This is a genomic window from Paenibacillus sp. (assembly GCF_031177825.1).
In the GTDB taxonomy this organism is placed as follows: Bacteria; Bacillota; Bacilli; order Paenibacillales; family YIM-B00363; genus Paenibacillus_AE.
This window is the reverse complement of record NZ_JAPSKE010000006.1, coordinates 73,257-90,499: the sequence shown is the minus strand read 5'-3', so window position 1 is coordinate 90,499 and position 17,243 is coordinate 73,257. Positions and strand designations below refer to the sequence as shown.

General features: G+C 48.9%; 16 protein-coding genes and 1 pseudogene. 3 read left to right on the top strand and 14 right to left on the bottom strand.

Annotated features, from left to right (window positions below):
• Nucleotides 1–42: 42 nt before the first annotated feature.
• Entirely contained in the window at nt 43–1,299 is a 1,257-nt protein-coding gene (locus tag RIN49_RS09240) for a Glu/Leu/Phe/Val family dehydrogenase (RefSeq protein ID WP_309119885.1), read from the bottom strand.
• 219 nt (nt 1,300–1,518) lie between these two features.
• Between RIN49_RS09240 and RIN49_RS09235 the strand changes: the two genes are divergently transcribed.
• Nucleotides 1,519–2,562, top strand: a complete 1,044-nt coding sequence (locus RIN49_RS09235; protein WP_309119884.1) for a LacI family DNA-binding transcriptional regulator — start codon at nt 1,519–1,521, stop codon at nt 2,560–2,562.
• A gap of 41 nt (nt 2,563–2,603) precedes the next feature.
• Here the strand turns inward: RIN49_RS09235 and RIN49_RS09230 are convergent, their stop codons facing one another.
• From RIN49_RS09230 to RIN49_RS09175, 13 genes and pseudogenes are all read right to left on the bottom strand, one after another.
• The gene (locus RIN49_RS09230; RefSeq protein WP_309119883.1) at nt 2,604–3,665 is read right to left on the bottom strand and encodes a DUF6786 family protein; all 1,062 of its coding nucleotides are present in this window, start codon (nt 3,663–3,665) and stop codon (nt 2,604–2,606) included.
• A gap of 45 nt (nt 3,666–3,710) precedes the next feature.
• On the bottom strand, nt 3,711–4,412 hold the full coding sequence (locus tag RIN49_RS09225) for a PIG-L deacetylase family protein (RefSeq protein ID WP_309119882.1): 702 nt from the start codon (nt 4,410–4,412) through the stop codon (nt 3,711–3,713).
• Nucleotides 4,413–4,437: 25 nt separating this feature from the next.
• Nucleotides 4,438–5,268 carry a carbohydrate ABC transporter permease gene (locus RIN49_RS09220; protein ID WP_309119881.1) on the bottom strand — a complete coding sequence of 277 codons (831 nt, stop codon included), beginning with the start codon at nt 5,266–5,268 and terminating at the stop codon, nt 4,438–4,440.
• Nucleotides 5,265–6,206 carry a carbohydrate ABC transporter permease gene (locus RIN49_RS09215; RefSeq protein WP_309119880.1) on the bottom strand — a complete coding sequence of 314 codons (942 nt, stop codon included), beginning with the start codon at nt 6,204–6,206 and terminating at the stop codon, nt 5,265–5,267. Before RIN49_RS09215 ends, RIN49_RS09220 begins: the two co-directional genes overlap by 4 nt.
• A gap of 2 nt (nt 6,207–6,208) precedes the next feature.
• Nucleotides 6,209–7,504, bottom strand: coding sequence for an ABC transporter substrate-binding protein (locus RIN49_RS09210; RefSeq protein ID WP_309119879.1), 1,296 nt, complete (start codon nt 7,502–7,504; stop codon nt 6,209–6,211).
• An 81-nt stretch (nt 7,505–7,585) separates the two neighbouring features.
• Nucleotides 7,586–8,791 (bottom strand): DegT/DnrJ/EryC1/StrS family aminotransferase, encoded by a 1,206-nt coding sequence (locus RIN49_RS09205; protein WP_309119878.1) that lies wholly within the window; start codon nt 8,789–8,791, stop codon nt 7,586–7,588.
• Between the two features lie 627 nt (nt 8,792–9,418).
• Entirely contained in the window at nt 9,419–9,808 is a 390-nt protein-coding gene (locus RIN49_RS09200; RefSeq protein ID WP_309119877.1) for a hypothetical protein, read from the bottom strand.
• Nucleotides 9,809–9,833: 25 nt separating this feature from the next.
• Nucleotides 9,834–10,443: pseudogene (locus RIN49_RS09195) on the bottom strand (phosphorothioated DNA-binding restriction endonuclease); the annotation flags it as partial.
• 633 nt (nt 10,444–11,076) lie between these two features.
• Nucleotides 11,077–11,835 carry a hypothetical protein gene (locus tag RIN49_RS09190; RefSeq protein WP_309119875.1) on the bottom strand — a complete coding sequence of 253 codons (759 nt, stop codon included), beginning with the start codon at nt 11,833–11,835 and terminating at the stop codon, nt 11,077–11,079.
• 61 nt (nt 11,836–11,896) lie between these two features.
• Nucleotides 11,897–13,492 carry an SWIM zinc finger family protein gene (locus RIN49_RS09185; RefSeq protein WP_309119874.1) on the bottom strand — a complete coding sequence of 532 codons (1,596 nt, stop codon included), beginning with the start codon at nt 13,490–13,492 and terminating at the stop codon, nt 11,897–11,899.
• Nucleotides 13,493–13,823: 331 nt separating this feature from the next.
• Nucleotides 13,824–13,997 carry a hypothetical protein gene (locus RIN49_RS09180; protein ID WP_309119873.1) on the bottom strand — a complete coding sequence of 58 codons (174 nt, stop codon included), beginning with the start codon at nt 13,995–13,997 and terminating at the stop codon, nt 13,824–13,826.
• 105 nt (nt 13,998–14,102) lie between these two features.
• Nucleotides 14,103–14,375 carry a type II toxin-antitoxin system RelE/ParE family toxin gene (locus RIN49_RS28785; RefSeq protein WP_375295227.1) on the bottom strand — a complete coding sequence of 91 codons (273 nt, stop codon included), beginning with the start codon at nt 14,373–14,375 and terminating at the stop codon, nt 14,103–14,105.
• Complete coding sequence (locus RIN49_RS09175; RefSeq protein WP_309119872.1) at nt 14,375–14,623, bottom strand: hypothetical protein; 249 nt, start codon at nt 14,621–14,623, stop codon at nt 14,375–14,377. Before RIN49_RS09175 ends, RIN49_RS28785 begins: the two co-directional genes overlap by 1 nt.
• A gap of 289 nt (nt 14,624–14,912) precedes the next feature.
• Between RIN49_RS09175 and RIN49_RS09170 the strand changes: the two genes are divergently transcribed.
• Together RIN49_RS09170 and RIN49_RS09165 are read left to right on the top strand one after the other, a co-directional pair.
• Entirely contained in the window at nt 14,913–15,248 is a 336-nt protein-coding gene (locus tag RIN49_RS09170; protein WP_309119871.1) for a nucleotide pyrophosphohydrolase, read from the top strand.
• Between the two features lie 14 nt (nt 15,249–15,262).
• Nucleotides 15,263–17,221 (top strand): DNA/RNA helicase domain-containing protein, encoded by a 1,959-nt coding sequence (locus RIN49_RS09165; protein WP_309119870.1) that lies wholly within the window; start codon nt 15,263–15,265, stop codon nt 17,219–17,221.
• Nucleotides 17,222–17,243 lie beyond the last annotated feature (22 nt).

Sequence of the window (17,243 nt, the reverse complement as noted above, 5' to 3'; positions counted from 1 at the left end):
GTCGATGTACGCGAACAGTATTGTCATACCGGGACTTATTTTTCAGCACCATCCTCTTTCTTTCATGGCGACCGTTATTGCTTCCGTAGCTTTCATATATGCAGCCGTTCTCATATCCACACCCCATTTTTCCATTATCTCCAGCAAATCTTTGAACGCCATATCCATAATCTTAGTCTGCTTTTCTTGTATCTCCTCGATATCCCAATAAAATTTCATGTTGTTCTGAACAAGCTCAAAGTAAGAGACGATGACTCCTCCAGCGTTCGCCAGTATATCCGGTACGACTAGAACTTTCCGCCCCTGCAGAATCCGGTCGGCTTCAGCCGTTATCGGCCCGTTTGCACCCTCACACACAATCTTCGCCTGGATAAGGTGTGCATTTTGATCATCGATTTGATTTTCGAGCGCAGCCGGTATCAGGAGATCGACGGGAATTTCAAAGATGCGGCTCCGCTCAACGAATTCTGTGCCTTCATAACCTTCTAGCGTTTTATGTTGCTGGAAGTATGCTTTAAGCGCAGCCATGTCGCGGATTCCGTCAGGATTGTAGATACAGGAATTTCGTTCTTGCACTGAAACAATCCTAGCTCCCATGCTCTCCAAATATTTAGCCGCGTGAAAACCTACATTTCCAAAGCCTTGAACGGAGACCTTTGCCCCCTTGACTGGAATGTTCTTCAACCTTAATGCCATGCTGCTTATGAGTGCGACACCGAATCCGGTTGCTTCCGTCCTTCCTTGCGAGCCACCAAGGTTGAGCGGTTTTCCGGTAATCACTTCATAGGTGACTTTCCCATTAAGCCTGCTATACTCATCCAGCATCCACCCCATAATCTTGCTGTTCGTGTTTACATCCGGTGCCGGGATATCTTTGGCAGGCCCGATCACGGAAGCGATGTTCTCTATGTATGCCCGGCTAAGCCTCTCCAATTCAAATTCCGACAGAACGGATGGATCTACTCCAACCCCCCCTTTGGCTCCACCGAATGGAATGCCGACAACCGCACATTTAAAGGTCATCCACATGGACAAAGCTTTAATTTCATCCAGGTCCACAAGTTGATGAAAACGAATGCCGCCTTTATAAGGCCCCATTGCATCATTATGTTGGCAGCGATACCCGGTAAATGTTTTTACTTTGCCATCGTCCATCCGGACACGGAAGCTTGTCGTCAGGATCTTTTCCGGCTCCTTCAGAATCTCAAATACATCCTCAGGGAAACCCAAGAGGCCGCAAACTTCCTGTATTTTTCTTTGAACAGCCAAAAAGGGGGTATGATCCGCTTTACTATTCATGTCTTTCACTCCTTTATCATTCTTGCCCACTATAAATTAAAGCATTTATTAGACAATAACTTCTTTGATTTAAGGAAAATGTTAAATTTAATAAAAGCTTTTAGTTAGATAATAAAATCTCTGTATCGAATTGTCAACTCTTACCGACAATACTAATGAATATTGAATCTTCACATCAAATTGTTTATAATCCAAAGTAGCTAAAAGGGTTTACTTCGAATGAGAAAGGATAAAAGAATGCCGAAGCTAACGATCAAGGAAATAGCGAAAATTGCCGGAGTATCCCCAGCCGCCGTGTCGATTGTTTTAAATAATAAGAAGGGCGTAAGCGACGAGACCAGAAGTAAAATTTCCGATCTTGTTGCAAAACTTCAATACGCCCCAAATCCAAACTCTAGGAGATTGCTTTTTAATAAAACAAATAACATCACTGTACTGATAAAGAGGGACACTTCTCCGCTTGAAAACATTTTTTATTCCGAACTAAATCGTGTAGTCGTCGACGAATGCAGCCGTTATAACTACAATCTAATTTTTACGTCTGTATACTATGAGAACGGTGAGGTTGTCTTCCCTCAGGTCATTAAATCGTACGACGTAGACGGAGTAATCTTTTATGGGGACACGGATTCTGAAATCATCTCTGGTTTAAAGAATTTTGAACTACCTTATATTGTGATCGATACCCATTTATCCGTGTCGAGTTCTCTTTGTGTTTACGCGGATTATATGGAGGCTGCTTACACAGCTGCATCCTATTTAATTGAACTTGGCCATCGCCGAATCGCGCACATTGGAAATCAGCTGCTGACCAATTACAGCGTTCAGACATTTAACGGTTTTAAAAAAGCAATGGAAGAAAATAGGTTCGAGCTTCCCATACACTGGATACAGCTTGACGCGGCGGATGAGCATACCGCTTCGGATAGCATGAGAAGAATACTATCTCACAATGAGCTTCCGACCGCTATTTTCTGTGCCAGCGATATATTGGCGATCGGTGCAATTAGGTGCATAAAGGATCATGGACTAAGGGTTCCGGAAGATATATCGGTTATTGGTATCGACGACATCATTCTGTCCAGATATATTGAACCGCCTTTGACAACTGTTAAAATCGATCGTGAAGAAATGGCCAAATATGCGGTGCAATTGTTGATTGAAAAAATTAACGATAAGGAAAGTTCACCCGAAAGTTATATGTCTACATCCAATCAAATCATTGTGAGATCGAGTACCAGAGCGTATTCCGAATCAAGCTAACTCGCTCTGGCTGGGCAGCAAGAACGGCCTTGGATATCATCTCAAGGACCGTTCCACGATGCCGCTGCTACCCCGCCTAACAATAGTTCAGCTGCCATGGCGACGGAGGCTGATAGGCCGGTATAATGAAAGACTTGCGTGCGTTCCGTCGTCGTGCCCGGAGCATCGATTCGGAGCGCCGGCGATTGATATTCGAGCTCTGCATAGCCGCCCAGCTTGCCGCCGTCATAATAAACTTGGGTGCAGGACCCGAGGCAACCGGGCTTATCGGGAGGATAATCCGGATATACCCCTGCAGGATTCACGGTGAACTGGCGAACGACAAGGCTGTGCTCCTTCTCATTCAACCTCCGGGTATAACCAATTCGCCCAGTAGAGGCGAGAGCATCGAACGAGAGCTTGAAGCCGTGGCTCCCTATACAGTGGATACTTACTCCGCCTTCAGAAAGGCGAACATAATCAGGCTCCCGGTCTGCGAACATCGTCATCGGACGGACAGTGCCGATCGTAGGGACCAGCACGCTGCCGCCCGCCGGCACTTGTAAGATGGTCCACTGTCCGCAATAACCTGATGCAGGTTGCGGGAAGCTCGGGACCGCAGAGATAGACAGGCTGGTAGAGACCTCATAGCCGATATAATGCAGAGCGGACAAACCTCGCTCGAGGGCTGAGACATTCATGGTCAGAGGATTCGCGGCGAGCGAGATTTGTTTCTCCATCTTAAGCGCGGTCATTGCCGAAGTGGAGCGGTGACGAAGATGGCACTCATTGCGAAGAGACAACCCGTCCTGCGAACGGTCTATGACCTCCCAATTCCCGGGATCGAGCTGAGAGGGAACCTTGTAGATTCCGTATTCATCCATGAAGTAGTCCATTTCGGGACTGATCCACGTACGATCGCCGCCGGTGTTCCATTCGCCGCTTTCGACAGCGGAAAGATCATTCCATAGCGCCGAGTCATAACCATCCGAAGCACGCAGATCGAGAATTCGTCCGCCTTTCACAAGTACAAGGAGCCGGCCTCCATCCGCCCCCCTCAGCACTTCATAGGGTTGCCCTGCCAGTTTAAGCAGCGCTTCTATGCATACTACTCCATCCGTCATTGTTGATACCCTTTCTACGCAGGAATCGCATCGCCGCTTTATGCATCATGGAAGCAAAGAAGGACCGCCGACCACCGGATACATTGGCAAGCTTCGGAACGCCTCGGCATGCTGGACTCCAATCGCCATTCCGCGCACAGCGCTGGACTTCGAGACAAATGAAACGTAGTCCATGCCGTATTGGTACTGCAACCATTCATCCTGGCTCTCGTGGGAGCGTATCATTCGGCATTTTATATCATATACGTCCGTTATATCTACATAATGTTCCGGCTCAAACCCAATTCCGCCCAGGTTATCCATGATGAAAACATGCGGAATACGGGGCAAAGCCGGATATTCCGTGACGATAAGCGGTACGGTCACCGGAATACGGCAATCAACAGCTATCTCGCCGCAGATCCGGTGATCCGGGTGATAGTCGTTCACTCCGTGCACGAACATGACATCCGGGGCCGCCCGACGTATCGCGTTAATAAAAGCCGTTCTAGTCGCCCGGTCATGAAAAAGAAACTCGTCATCATATCCCATCCAGATCAGCTCCGCGCCGATGATCGCAGCCGATGCCTCGGCTTCCTTGCGTCTCACTTCAGCAATTTCATCCTTGGTCAAGCTAGCCGAACCTACGTTGCCGTTCGTCGCAATCATAATGGAGACATCGTCGCCCCGGAGCGCATATTTGGCCATCGTTCCCCCGCATAATATTTCCACATCATCGGGATGGGCGCCTATAGCGAGCACTCGCATAACTGTTCCCTCTTTTCCGTAATGTTTAGCCTTTCACCGCACCGCTTGTCATTCCCTCGATCATAAATCGCTGGCCTGCCAAATAAAGGATTAGTACAGGTAGAGTGGTGAGTAAAATATTGCCGAAAATGTAGTTCCAATCCGTGCGAAAATAGCCGTAAAACCGATAGATGTTCAGCGGCATCGTCCAATACTGGTTGTCGTTCAGGAAAAACAACGGAATCTGTGAATCGTTCCAAACATTCATAAAAACCAGGATTGAGGCCGTAAAAGTGATCGGCTTCATCAGCGGAAACATAATTACGGCGAACATGCGATATGGACCGCATCCGTCAATCGTGGCGGCTTCGTCCATTTCACGAGGAATCGTCCGGATAAATCCGACATAAATAAACATTGCGAAAGGAATCAGGATGCCGGCAAACACCAGGATAATCCCAAGATGCGTGTTCAAAATATGCAAGGACTTCAGCAGATTAAAAGTAGTAACCAGACTGATCGGCGCAACCATGCCCACCATGAACAGGTGGTACAACAATTGGGCTCCCCATGTTTTCACCCTTGCAATATAGAAACTAAGAAGCGCGGAGCAGAACAAGATGATGGCCGCAGCTCCGAATGTAACGATCACGCTGTTCGCGAATCCTTGGATGAAATATCCTCTCTCAAATAACACCCGGTAGTTTTCAATTACGAGAACTTCGGACGGCAGCGAGAGCCGGAACAATCCCGCCTCCTCGCTGCTTTTAATAGACGTTAACACGACGAGCATGTAAGGTAAAAATATGACTGCACTCAAGCCCCATAATCCGATCTCACCAGCGGCCAACTTCCATCTTTTCCTTTTTGCTGTCATCCTTCTATCTCCTTCTTCTTCAAATAAGATAGAAGCGGCATTGCGACGACCAGAATCAGTACTACCAAAATCAAGTTAAGTGCCGTGCTATATGCGTATAGACCTTGTCCCATATATTTGTAGACCATCGTCATCATGACTTCAGAAGAGTTGCCCGGGCCTCCCTGGGTCAAGAAATAAACACCCTCGAACATCCGCGCCCCATAGATAACGGACAGCAATACATTAATTGTGATCGCGGGCATAAGCAGCGGCAGTGTCACACGTGTGAATTTTTCCCAAAAGGATGCACCATCGATATCCGCTGCTTCATAGTACTCGGAGGAGATATTCTGGATACCCGCGATAAAAATAGCCATCGTGATGCCGGACGCTCTCCAGATTTCCATCAGGCAGGCAGCAAAAATGGAAAGTGTGGGATCACCGATCCATCCGAACGCCAAGAAATCAAGATTGAGGGATCGAAGCGTTTGATTCACGAATCCGGTGTGCGGATTCAGCAACCCTTGAAATATAAGACCTACCGCAACGATGTTAAGGATAGCAGGCGAGAAATAAACGGCACGAAGCGCATTACGAGAACGAATCCCTTTCGTTAACAATACGGCAATAGCAAGCGGAAACACAATTTTGCCGGTTGTCGTGACGATTGCGTAAATGAATGTGTTTTTCATGGCCAAAGGAAAATCCGGATTTTTGATCACTTCGATAAATTGTGCAATCCCGACGAAGTTAATGGTCGAGCTAACCGCACTCCAATCCGTAAATGAATAGTAGAATCCGGAAATGGTTGGAAAAATGAAAAAAACGGCATAAATGACGATGGCAGGTACCACAAATAGAACCGGATAATGGATAGGCGGCTTCCGCTTCCGACGGATGTTTTTTCCAGGAAAGTCCGTCTGTGACGGACTTTCCTGCAAGCTGCGAGCTTCCATGGTTACCATCCTTGAAGCTTCTTGCCTTTGGCTATGATCTCAGCCTTTGCATTCAGCTCCTCAAGCACTTGTTTGGGCGATTTGTTTCCTATCATCATCTCCTGCATAATTTTACGAGCATCCATATCGTTCCATGCTTCGTATCTGCCGAACATGCCCATAAAAGCCTTCCCGCTATCCATGTATTTCTGCAACTCCGCGCTGATGATGTTGGCTTCGGCGTTCACGTCGGCAAATACGGATGTCCCCGGAGCCTTACCCATAAAAGCTTCTTGCTGCTCCTTGGATGCGAAGAAATCGATCATCTGGAGCGCTGCTTCTTTGTGTTTCGCTTTCGCGTTCACTGACATGCCGACACCGGCATAAAGCGAGATTGCGCCTGGCGTGTCTCCGAAAGGCATCGAGAAAAAGCCGAGATCCAATTCAGGATATTTCGCGAGCAAAGGCTCCAGAATAAAATCCCCTGCAGGATGCATGGCGACTTTGCCAGTGCCGATCTTTTCTTGCGTCAACTCGAACGTATTGGAGATGAAATCCTCGTTGATATAGCCCTTTTCCTTAAGCTCGATCATTTGGGACAACGCTTGTTCGTATTCCGGTATATCAGTCAACTTGATTTTGTGAGTGTTCATGTCTTCCCAGAATTGATCGCCTTGTTCCATTCTGTTTAACTCGGCGTTCACGAACAGTTGGTGCATCATGTGGGTCGTACCAAACTCGCTTCCATTCGCCAGTTGGATGTTGACCGGCGTAATGCCTGCCAGTTTCACCTTTTCGCATGCAGCTAGGAATTCATTCCATGTTGTCGGTACTTCCAAGCCGAGCTCCGAGAATATCGACTTGTTGTACAGAATCCCGAAACCGCCAGGGTTCGTGATCGGCAAGCCGGTGATCCTGCTGTCATTCCACTCGATCATCTTCCTGCCTCCGTCCGAAAGGCGCTGAACCCATGGCCTCTCGGACAAGTCTTCAAACCATTCCTTAGGTACGTTGAATTGGGACATAGCAATATCGTCCGTCACGAACAAATCCGGGCCCTCGTCAGACATCATCTTGACCTTCAACATACTGTCGAACTCCGCCGCAGGAAGCAACTGTACGTCTACTTTGTTTCCACTGGAGGTTTCGTAATTTGCAATGAAATCCTTAAGTCGGTCACTGTAATTTTCGTTGGTAACCATAAACTTAAGTACAACTTTCCCAGACTTGACCGGAGTTGATTCTGTACTATTGCTTGAACATGCAGCCAGAAGTGCGACTAGTATGAGTCCTGCAATTGCTTTCACTCTTTTTTTCATAGAATGGCCTCCTATAATCTCATAAAAGCGCTTTCGACAGTCGCCTCAATTTATCGGTGGACTCAGCTATTCACTAATACTTTAGGCGAGAATCTCGTTTATGGTCTTTTTGATATTATCGGCAACCGCCTGAATATCTTGATCCGAAGAATGGATATTAATGCCGTAGCCTGCTCCAAGGCCGCTATCTACGACACCAATGCTAATGTTAATCGCCCTTTCTAATATGCCATCTGTTTTTGGAAGCATGTGTTTGCGATACTCCATGACCTCGCCATTATTGAATTCATATTTCTTCGCTAAGAGCTGCTCCATATTGTTGTATACATGCCATCCGGAATGCGCCAAAGTCTTAGTGCCGATTCTTTCAGCAAAACGATCCGCAATCTCCTTGCTGTCGAACAAGAGTGTCAATAGTGTCGCACATTCCATCGGATCGTTAATTTTCCTGAATTGAAAACCTGGCGTGTTCTGGAGCTCAAGTTTCATTTTCGCCTTCTTTTCCCGCAATGCCGCCAAAATCATGTCCAACTTTCGCGTCTGTGCAAGCGCTACTGCGCCAGTCAACTCGTTCATTCTCATATTCATGCCGATAATACTTCGATTCCCAACCTCGACACCGGTTCGGTTCGGCTTATGGCCTTGATCGTGAAATCCGAATGCCCTCTCGTAATAAAATTCATCATTGGTAATAACCATACCGCCATCACCACTGGTAATCGTCTTAAAATTGTTAAGGGAAAAGGCCCCCATATGGCCAATAGAGCCCACTTTCCTCCATTTGTAAGCTGCTCCCGCAGCTTGACAACAATCTTCGATGACGAACAGCCTAAATTCTCTTGCAATTTCCATAATCCTGTCCATGTCACACGGGTTACCGAGCATATGAACGGGCATAATCGCCTTGGTTCTCTTCGTAATTTTTCTTCGGATATCGTCCGGATCGATTGTTAATGACTCATCAATCTCGGCCAATACCGGGATTGCTCCGGACAAAATAATGGAAGAAATGGATGCGATGAACGTATATCCGGGAACGATGACCTCATCATCTGGCCCGATATTTAATGCCGCAAGGCAACTCATTAACGCACCAGTGCCGCTGGAGACAGCCAAAGCGTATTTTGTTTCTGTATAGTTTGCAAATTCCTTTTCGAACTGCACTACTTTTTTTTGAAACTTAGGATCGTTTTCCGCACCATAGCGAAAAAAATGGCCACTTTCTATTACATCCATTAATTCTTTCTTTTCTTCTTCTCCAATCAGGTATGCTCCCGGTCCTGGCATAGTCGCTTGCCTCCGTAAATGAATTTATTGTACTTCAGGTCGATCGTCAATTGGCCGAAGTCGGTTTCCGATTATGGTATCGAACTCTCCGCGCTGCATGTCCACGTATCACGACTCTTACCCAGTTCTCTAAATGCTTTTACTTTAAAAATTATTTATTCTGTCATTACCACCTTTCGCATAACTAAACGCTTTTATTAACGAGATTATATGGCCTAATTTATTTATTGTCAATACAAACCAAATTATTTGTCGTTGTGTTGTTATGTTGCTGAGGAAGCTGACCCTCTGCCGAGACCGGCGAATAAAAAAAGCCACAGTGCGAGGACTCGCCGCATTGTGGCTTCATTTTCAATCATTTTGTCGCTGATGTCAGAGTGCTTCAATAAAACAAGTCTGACCATCTTCGAAAAATGATATACTTTTATATCTAACTACTAAGATCCTATATGTCCCCTGCCGAGAGGGTTCTATAAAATGACTCTTTGAATATCCCTTAGGCTTTTCCTTGTTAAAGTTGTCAATAACCTCAATGAGTTCGTCGGTAGAATAAAGCGTCCCGTCGCCAATGTCACGCTTTGCTAGGATAATCAAATGCCTTGAGCTCGCTGAACTCGGAAAAAGCATTTATTGAACTACCGCCCCTCCCGCCGTTCGAAATGCACATGCAACCGATACTCGCACACTTCCCGCGTCCACCGGTGCACAATCGCCAGATACTCCGCCGCAGGCCGCCAACGAAAACACCCCATCCTCGAACCGCGTCATACTGCCCCGAGCACCGGCCCACTTTGTCATCGGCATCCGCGCGATCAAGCTACTAACCGCCGCCTCGTCATACGCCCACAGTCGCCGCGACTCCGTATCCGAGAAGTCGACCCGCTTCCGAAATTCCTTCTCCACCAAGTACCGATGGAAGAACGGCGCCACCTCTTGCGGCGTCACCGGTTCCGTCCACCGTTCCGCGCCCCGCTCCAGCATGTACAGCAGCACGATCATCTTATAGCTCTTCGCCATCGCCGTCTTCTCGACGTCCCGCAACCGGTCCGCCGGCCTGATGCCATAATATGCGCGGCTTCCACCGCCACCAGATGGTTGCCCAATCGAACATTGAACCCGCATACCGCGCAGCAATACTCGTACGCCCGCAAGATACGCTCCCGGAACTGCGGATCGCGCGGCTTCTTCTTAAACACGAGCTGGTTGAGGCCCACCCGCTCCAGAATGTCTTCATGCATCGTATCCGGAAAATGCTCCTCCAGAACGCCATGCGCCAGTTCATAAATCAACGCCCGATCTCCCTGTAATAAGTTCGGCGCTTCGTCGGAAAATCCCCCGGCCGCGTGGGTCAGCACCAGTTTCTTGTCTTTGGGGGCGGACATGCCCGAAACCGCATCCACCTCCCAAAAGCCGTCCCTCGCTAATCGAACGAACGGCTGCTCGGGATGGTACGATTTGCGAACCGGACCGAACTCGATCAGCAGCGCCTTCAGCTCCTCCCGCACCTCCTCGTATGGCAGCCGCAGCTTTCCTTAATTGACCAACTTGCCGAGCGCATACAAAATTAGCAGCGGCTTGTGAGGAGCCCGCTGCCCGTTCTTCTTCCAGATCGATAGATTCGAGAGTTTGGCCTTCAGTTCCTCAGGTTGCATTGGTTTTCCCCTTCGCGCTGTTTCTTTCGTCGGAAATTAGTAGGTATGAATCTTTGTTGAGTCCTTATATTTCCTCTTGGAAATCACAGTTTTGACGAAGGCGATATTCGCGCCCTTGGTAGTAAGCAACACAACTGCGTCTGACGTAACCTACCGGATCTCGCCATGGAAGGTAGGAACATTGCTTAGTTCCTTCTTCAATACCTCAGGAATGATACCCTGTCGCCTGCATCTCAACCTGGCATGTTTGGAGAAAATGATTTGCATTGGTTTCACTCCCGCCATTTGATCTCGAAGGGCAGCTATTTTCACAAAACATAAATCTGCCTTCATATTTCCCGAGCATGCGCGATCAGTGCATAAATGTAAACGATATTCACCAACTTACCCAACACTTCCCGACTAATGGAAGCCCCACGTAATCGAAGATCGTAGTATTCATTTTCTCATCAATATGGAAAGTAAAACAAATAAACCTGACGGACAGCCGTCAGGGAATATGAAAACTACTTATATAACAATAAACACCGACAGATCACTTTTGAGATCGGTCGGTGTTTTGCAATGAATCACTCCTACGAGAGAAATTCTCGCGCTGGAATGAACGCCCGTTTGGCAGGATGTGTCGGTCGATTATAGCTTCTGAATTTTGGACGGGTTGTTAATTTTGTACGGCACCGGGTGACGCGTCAGTTTTTTGGCGGCGACTTTCGCTTCGAATGTCAACGCATCGCCGACTTGCAATTCCATTTTTTTCAGCGTGGCGCTGTGACTGGACCAGGCGGAGCCGAGTTCCACGCCCAGCTCTTCGATGACGACATTCCCGTACACGATCACTTCGTCATCCTCATCGGCGAAATGGTTCGGCACGGTCGTAAATTGCTCGACGACCGCTCGCATGCGCACCTTGTCCTCCGGCAGCTTGATTTTGCCGGACCCGCTTTTCGACGACTTCGGGGCAGTCCGCTTCACCGCAGCTTCGTCATCCGTCTGATCCGCTGCCGCTTCGCCATCCTTCCGGTTCGATGACGCATTCGCCGCAGCGTCCCCGTCCGGCCCGCCCGCTATCTCAGTCGGCTCGACCGCCGCCTCTGCAGGCTCGTCCGACGGAGCGGCAGGCTTCGCGCCGAACTGGGACGCTTGCATCTCCTTCAGATAGGACGGGTGGATGCAATGCAACGTCCCATCGCCGAAACCGATGACAGCTGTCACATCGTCGACGTAGCCGACAATGGTGCACGACTCGTTCAGCCCGTTTCCTTTATAATAAAACGTCTTCATCCTAGATGACTTGTCGGTCAGCAGCCCCCATTCCTTGCATTTTCGGATTTGTTCGTCCTCGTCCGCAAACGTCTGGTGGCCAACCGGCCGGATGGCAAACGAATAAGCCATACGCTGCACCGCCCTTTTCGCATATGCGCCCGAATTGGCGCTTTCGTCCATTGTACCACAACTAAAATACAAGCTTCTCCAATTCCTCCCGCATCGCGGGCCTCCTCGGATATTTGGCTAGTAATTCCCCCGTAATCCGATATGCCTCTTCCCTACCGCCGACCTGCTGCAACAATCGAATGATCCGGCTCACGTCGGCGTAATCCCTCCGATCCTTCGACCGGTCCGCCCGTAACTCGATGTATGTCAAGAAAAGCGACTTCACCTCGTCCGGAAAGTGCGGCTGCAACGAACCGTAGAACGATTCGATCCGATAAGGCGCTTCGCGGACATACGCTAACAGCCTTGCGAACATGCGCTCCTCCACGAGGATGCGAGTGTACAATTCCTGCGCCCTCGGGTCTTGCGCCATTCGGTCTAACATCTCCTGCAGGTAGAAGGACCAGGCCGATTCATTTTCCGGAAATGTCCCCTTCACCGTCCGATAAACCTCATACTCCCCGCTACCAACCAGCTCCAGTCCGAGCGCCCGCAATGGTTCCAATCGACCCGAACTCCTGTACGCCTCGAAACGATGCTTCTTCCATCGATGGACGAGTCCCGGCAACCCTCGCGCCTGATCCGCCGCCTCCCCTGCTTCCGCGAGCCGAATCGCTTCCTCCGCATCTCCACGGCCAAGAGCCGCCCGGATCGCAATGTCCCGCAACGCCGGGAAATGCAGCTGTTCATCCAAATATAAGCTTGCCTGCGACTCGCCCGACTGCTCCAGGAGCCGCTCATATCGAAGCACGGCCACCCTCTCGTCAACATAGCCTCGAGACCATTCGCTTCCTGTCGAGTCGTCCGAGATCGCTCCGGCCGCTTCGTCCCATGCTTGCTGCATCTCCTCCGACGCAATGAGCTCGTCGGCCGATTCGAGCAGCGCGAGCTGCCAATCCGACCACCCGTCGTAACAGGAACGCTGCAGATCCGAGAGAAGACGCCGGAAGACTGCTACCCGCTCCGCGTCCGACGCACTTTGGAGCTCCTGTACCATTCGCCCGATCGCTTCCAAGCTGCTCTCGATGATCATGCCGACCCCGCCGCCCGAATCGTCGGCCGATTGCAGCAATTCGATCATCTCTTCGATCACGCAGAGGTGCATGTCCAACCCGCGCAACCATTCCTGACCGTCGAACGCGGCAGCCGCCTTATCGGCAACGATCACGGCCCCTTCCACCGCATCGCGAACACTGCGCCAATTCACGAACCCATGTTGATCCGAATTTCGATAGATATAGGATTGTATTAACGCACGGCACTCGGCGACTTCCTCTTCTCCGCCAACCTTCGACAGGTGCAGCCGGATACGCTCTTCTGCCGGGCCGGCATCCGACGCGATGGAAAGTAAAATCGAGACGAGCGTCTCCTTGCTCTCCGCCTCCAGCAGCTCACGGAGCGACGGCTCCGGCCCCGCCTCCCCCTCTGCGATCCGGTCCCGCAGCACGAGGAACACCGCCGCCTGATGCTTGCAGATCGGTCCGAAATCATAGGGGCAATTACAATCCGATTCCAGCACATTGTCTTCCTCGTCCAACTCTACGTATACTTGATAATCCTCATACCCTCGTACCTCGGCGGTGTACTTTCTGCCGGCGAGCCGCTTCAAGGATTTCACGCGACCCTCGGATACATATTCTTTAGCTCTATATATGACTGCCGAGTCTATGCTGCTAGGAAAATGATACAAGTTCATAGGCGACTCCTTCTTCGATGGCGGTTTGAAAGCTTGGTGTTCCAGTATTCCACGAACGTAAGGTAAGATCGAATGGAAGTCATGTACGGTATATGTTGCTCCACTCGCAATCGGTAAGCGTCTAAATAATGGTGCCCCTGCCTTCTAGCCTTTTCCACCCGGTGATTACCGTCAATGGTAAGGTACACCCCCGGCGTTACCTCGGCTTGAAGAATCGGCTTGGATACGTCTACCGCTTCAACATGTTCATCATTTAGAACATAGGAAGGATGTCGACTGGCGTTACGGAGAACTCGCTCCCCTCTCCGTCGATCGCTTCGATCAAGCGAGTCACATTCCACTCGAACGCTCCATTTCGGAACAGTTCGTCCATGTCGCGCACAACAATAGAGGTAAAACAAGGATCCACCTTCACTCTTTCCGTCACAATCTTTCTTCTTCCTTTCGACAAGACCTTCGCTATATTCATCCACAGGCTCCAATATGCCTCTGACGAAAAAAACACAATACGGGAACTTACCGCATTGTGGTCTCAATTAGTTTGACGCTGATGTCGGAGTCCTTCGATGAAACAAGTCTGTCTATCTTCGGAAAACGAATAATATACCTTATAACTGTCGACTATGATCCTAAATGTCCCCTGCCAAGAAGGTTCTTTTGCAGGAATGGATTCCATTGTAAGAATCTTGTCCTGGATGTTACGTACCAAACGAATCCGGTACTCTTTCGTTTCGTCATCCGTAAAATGAATACTTTGAATATCCCTCAAGCTTTTCCTCGCCGAAGGGGTCCACTTCACATTCATTACAGCTTTCCTTTTTCAATCGCCTCAATAAGATTGTCGGTGGAATAGAGCGTCCCTTCGGCAATGTCTCGTTTGGCTTGCATGATCAATTCCTTAAGCTCACTGTCGCTCTCGATCTCTTCCTGGACAATGTTGCTTAATGGCTTCACAAGATAGTGCTTTCCCTCGACATCGACGATGGTATCTTTGTGCTCGTATATCCATTCCTTGAAGAGCTCCGCATCATTGCCTTCGAGTTTTTTAAGCAACTTGGCGTCCCTCCTTAGATCGATCTTGTAAGGTTTATTATAACATGGTTGGCTGTAAGAAATAGCCTGCCAGAAATTACGTTTGATAAGAGCGTTACAATTCTACCGCCCCCACTTGACGAAATACATAACTGCATTCGTTCGAAATAACCCAATCAATCTAGGTTAGAAGTTTCGCAGTCGACTGTGAAGGCATTTACGGATGATTAACTCAACTTCATCGGTGGCTGAATGTAGTATAAATACTTATAATGAAACTAAAGTAAGTCATAAGAAACAGGAGATTCCTATGGACGATATTATCCGAAACATCATTGCGTTCCGCGACGAACGAGATTGGAAACAATTTCACAACTCTAAAGACTTGGCCATCTCCTTATCGCTTGAAGCAAGCGAACTGTTGGAGTTATTCCAATGGAGCACCGCCGATGCCGTGCGGGACGCGAAGCGTGAAGAACTGCAGGACGAACTCGCGGACGTGCTGATTTACGCCCTGACGCTTGCGCACGATCTCGACATCAATGTAGAGACGGCCATCAGAAACAAAATGAAAAAGAACGCAGCAAAGTACCCTGTCGACAAATCTCTAGGCACCTCCAAGAAATATACCGATTTAGAAAAGTAAGGTGGGCTGCTGTCATGATCATATATGAAGCTACGAAAAAGCAATTCATGGAGCACGTCACCGAGGACAGCATCGCCGTTAAGATATATGAAGCTTATGTACAGAAAATCGGCCGTACCTCGAAGAACGAGATCAATGCTTGGAACAACTCGATGAACTATATTTACAAGGTGTTGAACACTCCGGACATTCCGGACGACATTCCCGTTGCGATCGAGTATAAGATCCCGACGACTTCGAGACGAATCGACTTTATCTTATCGGGCTTCAACGAGCGCGGTGAATCGAACGTCATCATTATCGAGCTCAAGCAATGGTCAGAGATGAACCTTGTCGAGGAAGAGGATGGCATTGTACAGACGGTATTTAACCGGAGCCTTGCAAAGACGACCCATCCTTCATATCAGGCTTGGTCGTACGCAAGAATCATTTCGGATTATAATGAGTCCGTCCAAGAGGGCTCCGTCTCTCTTTTTCCATGCGCCTACTTACATAATTACATCCGAACGCCTGACGACCCGCTAACGAACGATGTATACAAGCCTTACCTCGAGCAAGCTCCTGTTTTCACGAAGGGTGATGCGCTCCGCTTACGAGGCTTTATCTCGACGTACATCAAACGGTCGGACCAACGGAAAGCGCTGTATTTGATCGAAAACGGGAAAATCAAACCTTCGAAATCACTGCAAGAATCACTAAATCTTATGCTAGAAGGCAACGAAGAGTTTGTCATGATCGAGGAGCAGAAAGTTGCTTATGAAGCCGCGATCCGTATGGCGAAGAAGGCGCAAGAAACGGGCAAAAAACAGGTCCTGATCATCGAAGGCGGACCGGGAACCGGGAAGTCTGTATTAGCCGTTAATTTGTTAGTTCGATTCACGTCGATGGAGCTCGTCAGCCAGTACGTTACGAAAAACAGCGCCCCTAGGGAAGTGTACACGAAAAAGCTCCAGAAGAATTTCAAGAAATCTTTCATTAGTAACATGTTTAAAGGTTCGGGCGTGTACTACGAGGCGCTGCCGAATGAATTCGACACCTTGCTCGTAGACGAAGCACATCGGCTCAACGAGAAATCGGGCATGTTCAAGAACAAAGGCGAAAATCAAATCATGGAGATTATCCGGGCGGCAAAGCTTTCGGTTTTCTTCATCGATGAGCATCAACGCGTGTCTCTATCAGATATCGGCAGCAAGGAAGAGATTCGCCGTTTCGCCGGCATGTACGATGCGGAAGTTGAGGAGATCCCGCTGGCATCTCAGTTCCGTTGTAACGGTTCTGACGGCTTTTTAGCGTGGGTGGACGATGTGTTGGACATCCGGGAGACGGCCAACGCTGACGGTATCGACTTCGAATACGATCTGCAGCTGATCGACGACCCGAACGAGCTGCGGCGGATCATTTTCGAGAAGAATATGGTTAACAACAAAGCGCGCATCGTCGCAGGTTACTGTTGGGATTGGGTTACCGAGAGTAAAAATAACAGTAATTCCTACGATATCGTGATCGACGATTTCCAAATGAGCTGGAACCTCGGCAACACGACGACGTGGGCGATCGATCCCGATTCCGTCGACCAAGTAGGCTGCATTCATACTTCGCAGGGTTTGGAATTTGACTATGTTGGCGTCATCATCGGGGCCGATCTTCGTTACGAGCACGACCGGCTCGTGACCGATCCATTCCGGCGGGCAAGAACCGACAAGTCGCTTTCAGGTTTCAAGGCATTGTATAAGAAAGACCCCGAAGAAGCGCTGAAACAAGCCGATCAAATCATTAAAAACACATACCGCACGCTCCTCACCCGCGGGTTGAAGGGCTGTTATATTTATTGCGTCGATGCCGGGCTACAAGCGTACTTGCACAAGAGAATGGGAAAAATGCCCGAGATGGTTTACGAGAGTACCGTCGATTTACAACTGCCGATCGCCGCGGAAGCTAAGAGTGTTTACGAAGTGGATAGGAAGGAGCATTAGAAATAGTAGATACTACTTAATG

Coding starts and splice junctions, on each gene's coding strand:
- RIN49_RS09165 (WP_309119870.1), top strand. CDS start 15,263: ATGATCATATATGAAGCTACGAAAAAGCAATTCATGGAGCACGTCACC.
- RIN49_RS09240 (WP_309119885.1), bottom strand. CDS start 1,299: ATGAATAGTAAAGCGGATCATACCCCCTTTTTGGCTGTTCAAAGAAAA.
- RIN49_RS09170 (WP_309119871.1), top strand. CDS start 14,913: ATGGACGATATTATCCGAAACATCATTGCGTTCCGCGACGAACGAGAT.
- RIN49_RS09230 (WP_309119883.1), bottom strand. CDS start 3,665: ATGACGGATGGAGTAGTATGCATAGAAGCGCTGCTTAAACTGGCAGGG.
- RIN49_RS09225 (WP_309119882.1), bottom strand. CDS start 4,412: ATGCGAGTGCTCGCTATAGGCGCCCATCCCGATGATGTGGAAATATTA.
- RIN49_RS09215 (WP_309119880.1), bottom strand. CDS start 6,206: ATGGAAGCTCGCAGCTTGCAGGAAAGTCCGTCACAGACGGACTTTCCT.
- RIN49_RS09220 (WP_309119881.1), bottom strand. CDS start 5,268: ATGACAGCAAAAAGGAAAAGATGGAAGTTGGCCGCTGGTGAGATCGGA.
- RIN49_RS09210 (WP_309119879.1), bottom strand. CDS start 7,504: ATGAAAAAAAGAGTGAAAGCAATTGCAGGACTCATACTAGTCGCACTT.
- RIN49_RS28785 (WP_375295227.1), bottom strand. CDS start 14,375: ATGAATGTGAAGTGGACCCCTTCGGCGAGGAAAAGCTTGAGGGATATT.
- RIN49_RS09205 (WP_309119878.1), bottom strand. CDS start 8,791: ATGCCAGGACCGGGAGCATACCTGATTGGAGAAGAAGAAAAGAAAGAA.
- RIN49_RS09190 (WP_309119875.1), bottom strand. CDS start 11,835: ATGGCTTATTCGTTTGCCATCCGGCCGGTTGGCCACCAGACGTTTGCG.
- RIN49_RS09200 (WP_309119877.1), bottom strand. CDS start 9,808: ATGGCGAAGAGCTATAAGATGATCGTGCTGCTGTACATGCTGGAGCGG.
- RIN49_RS09235 (WP_309119884.1), top strand. CDS start 1,519: ATGAGAAAGGATAAAAGAATGCCGAAGCTAACGATCAAGGAAATAGCG.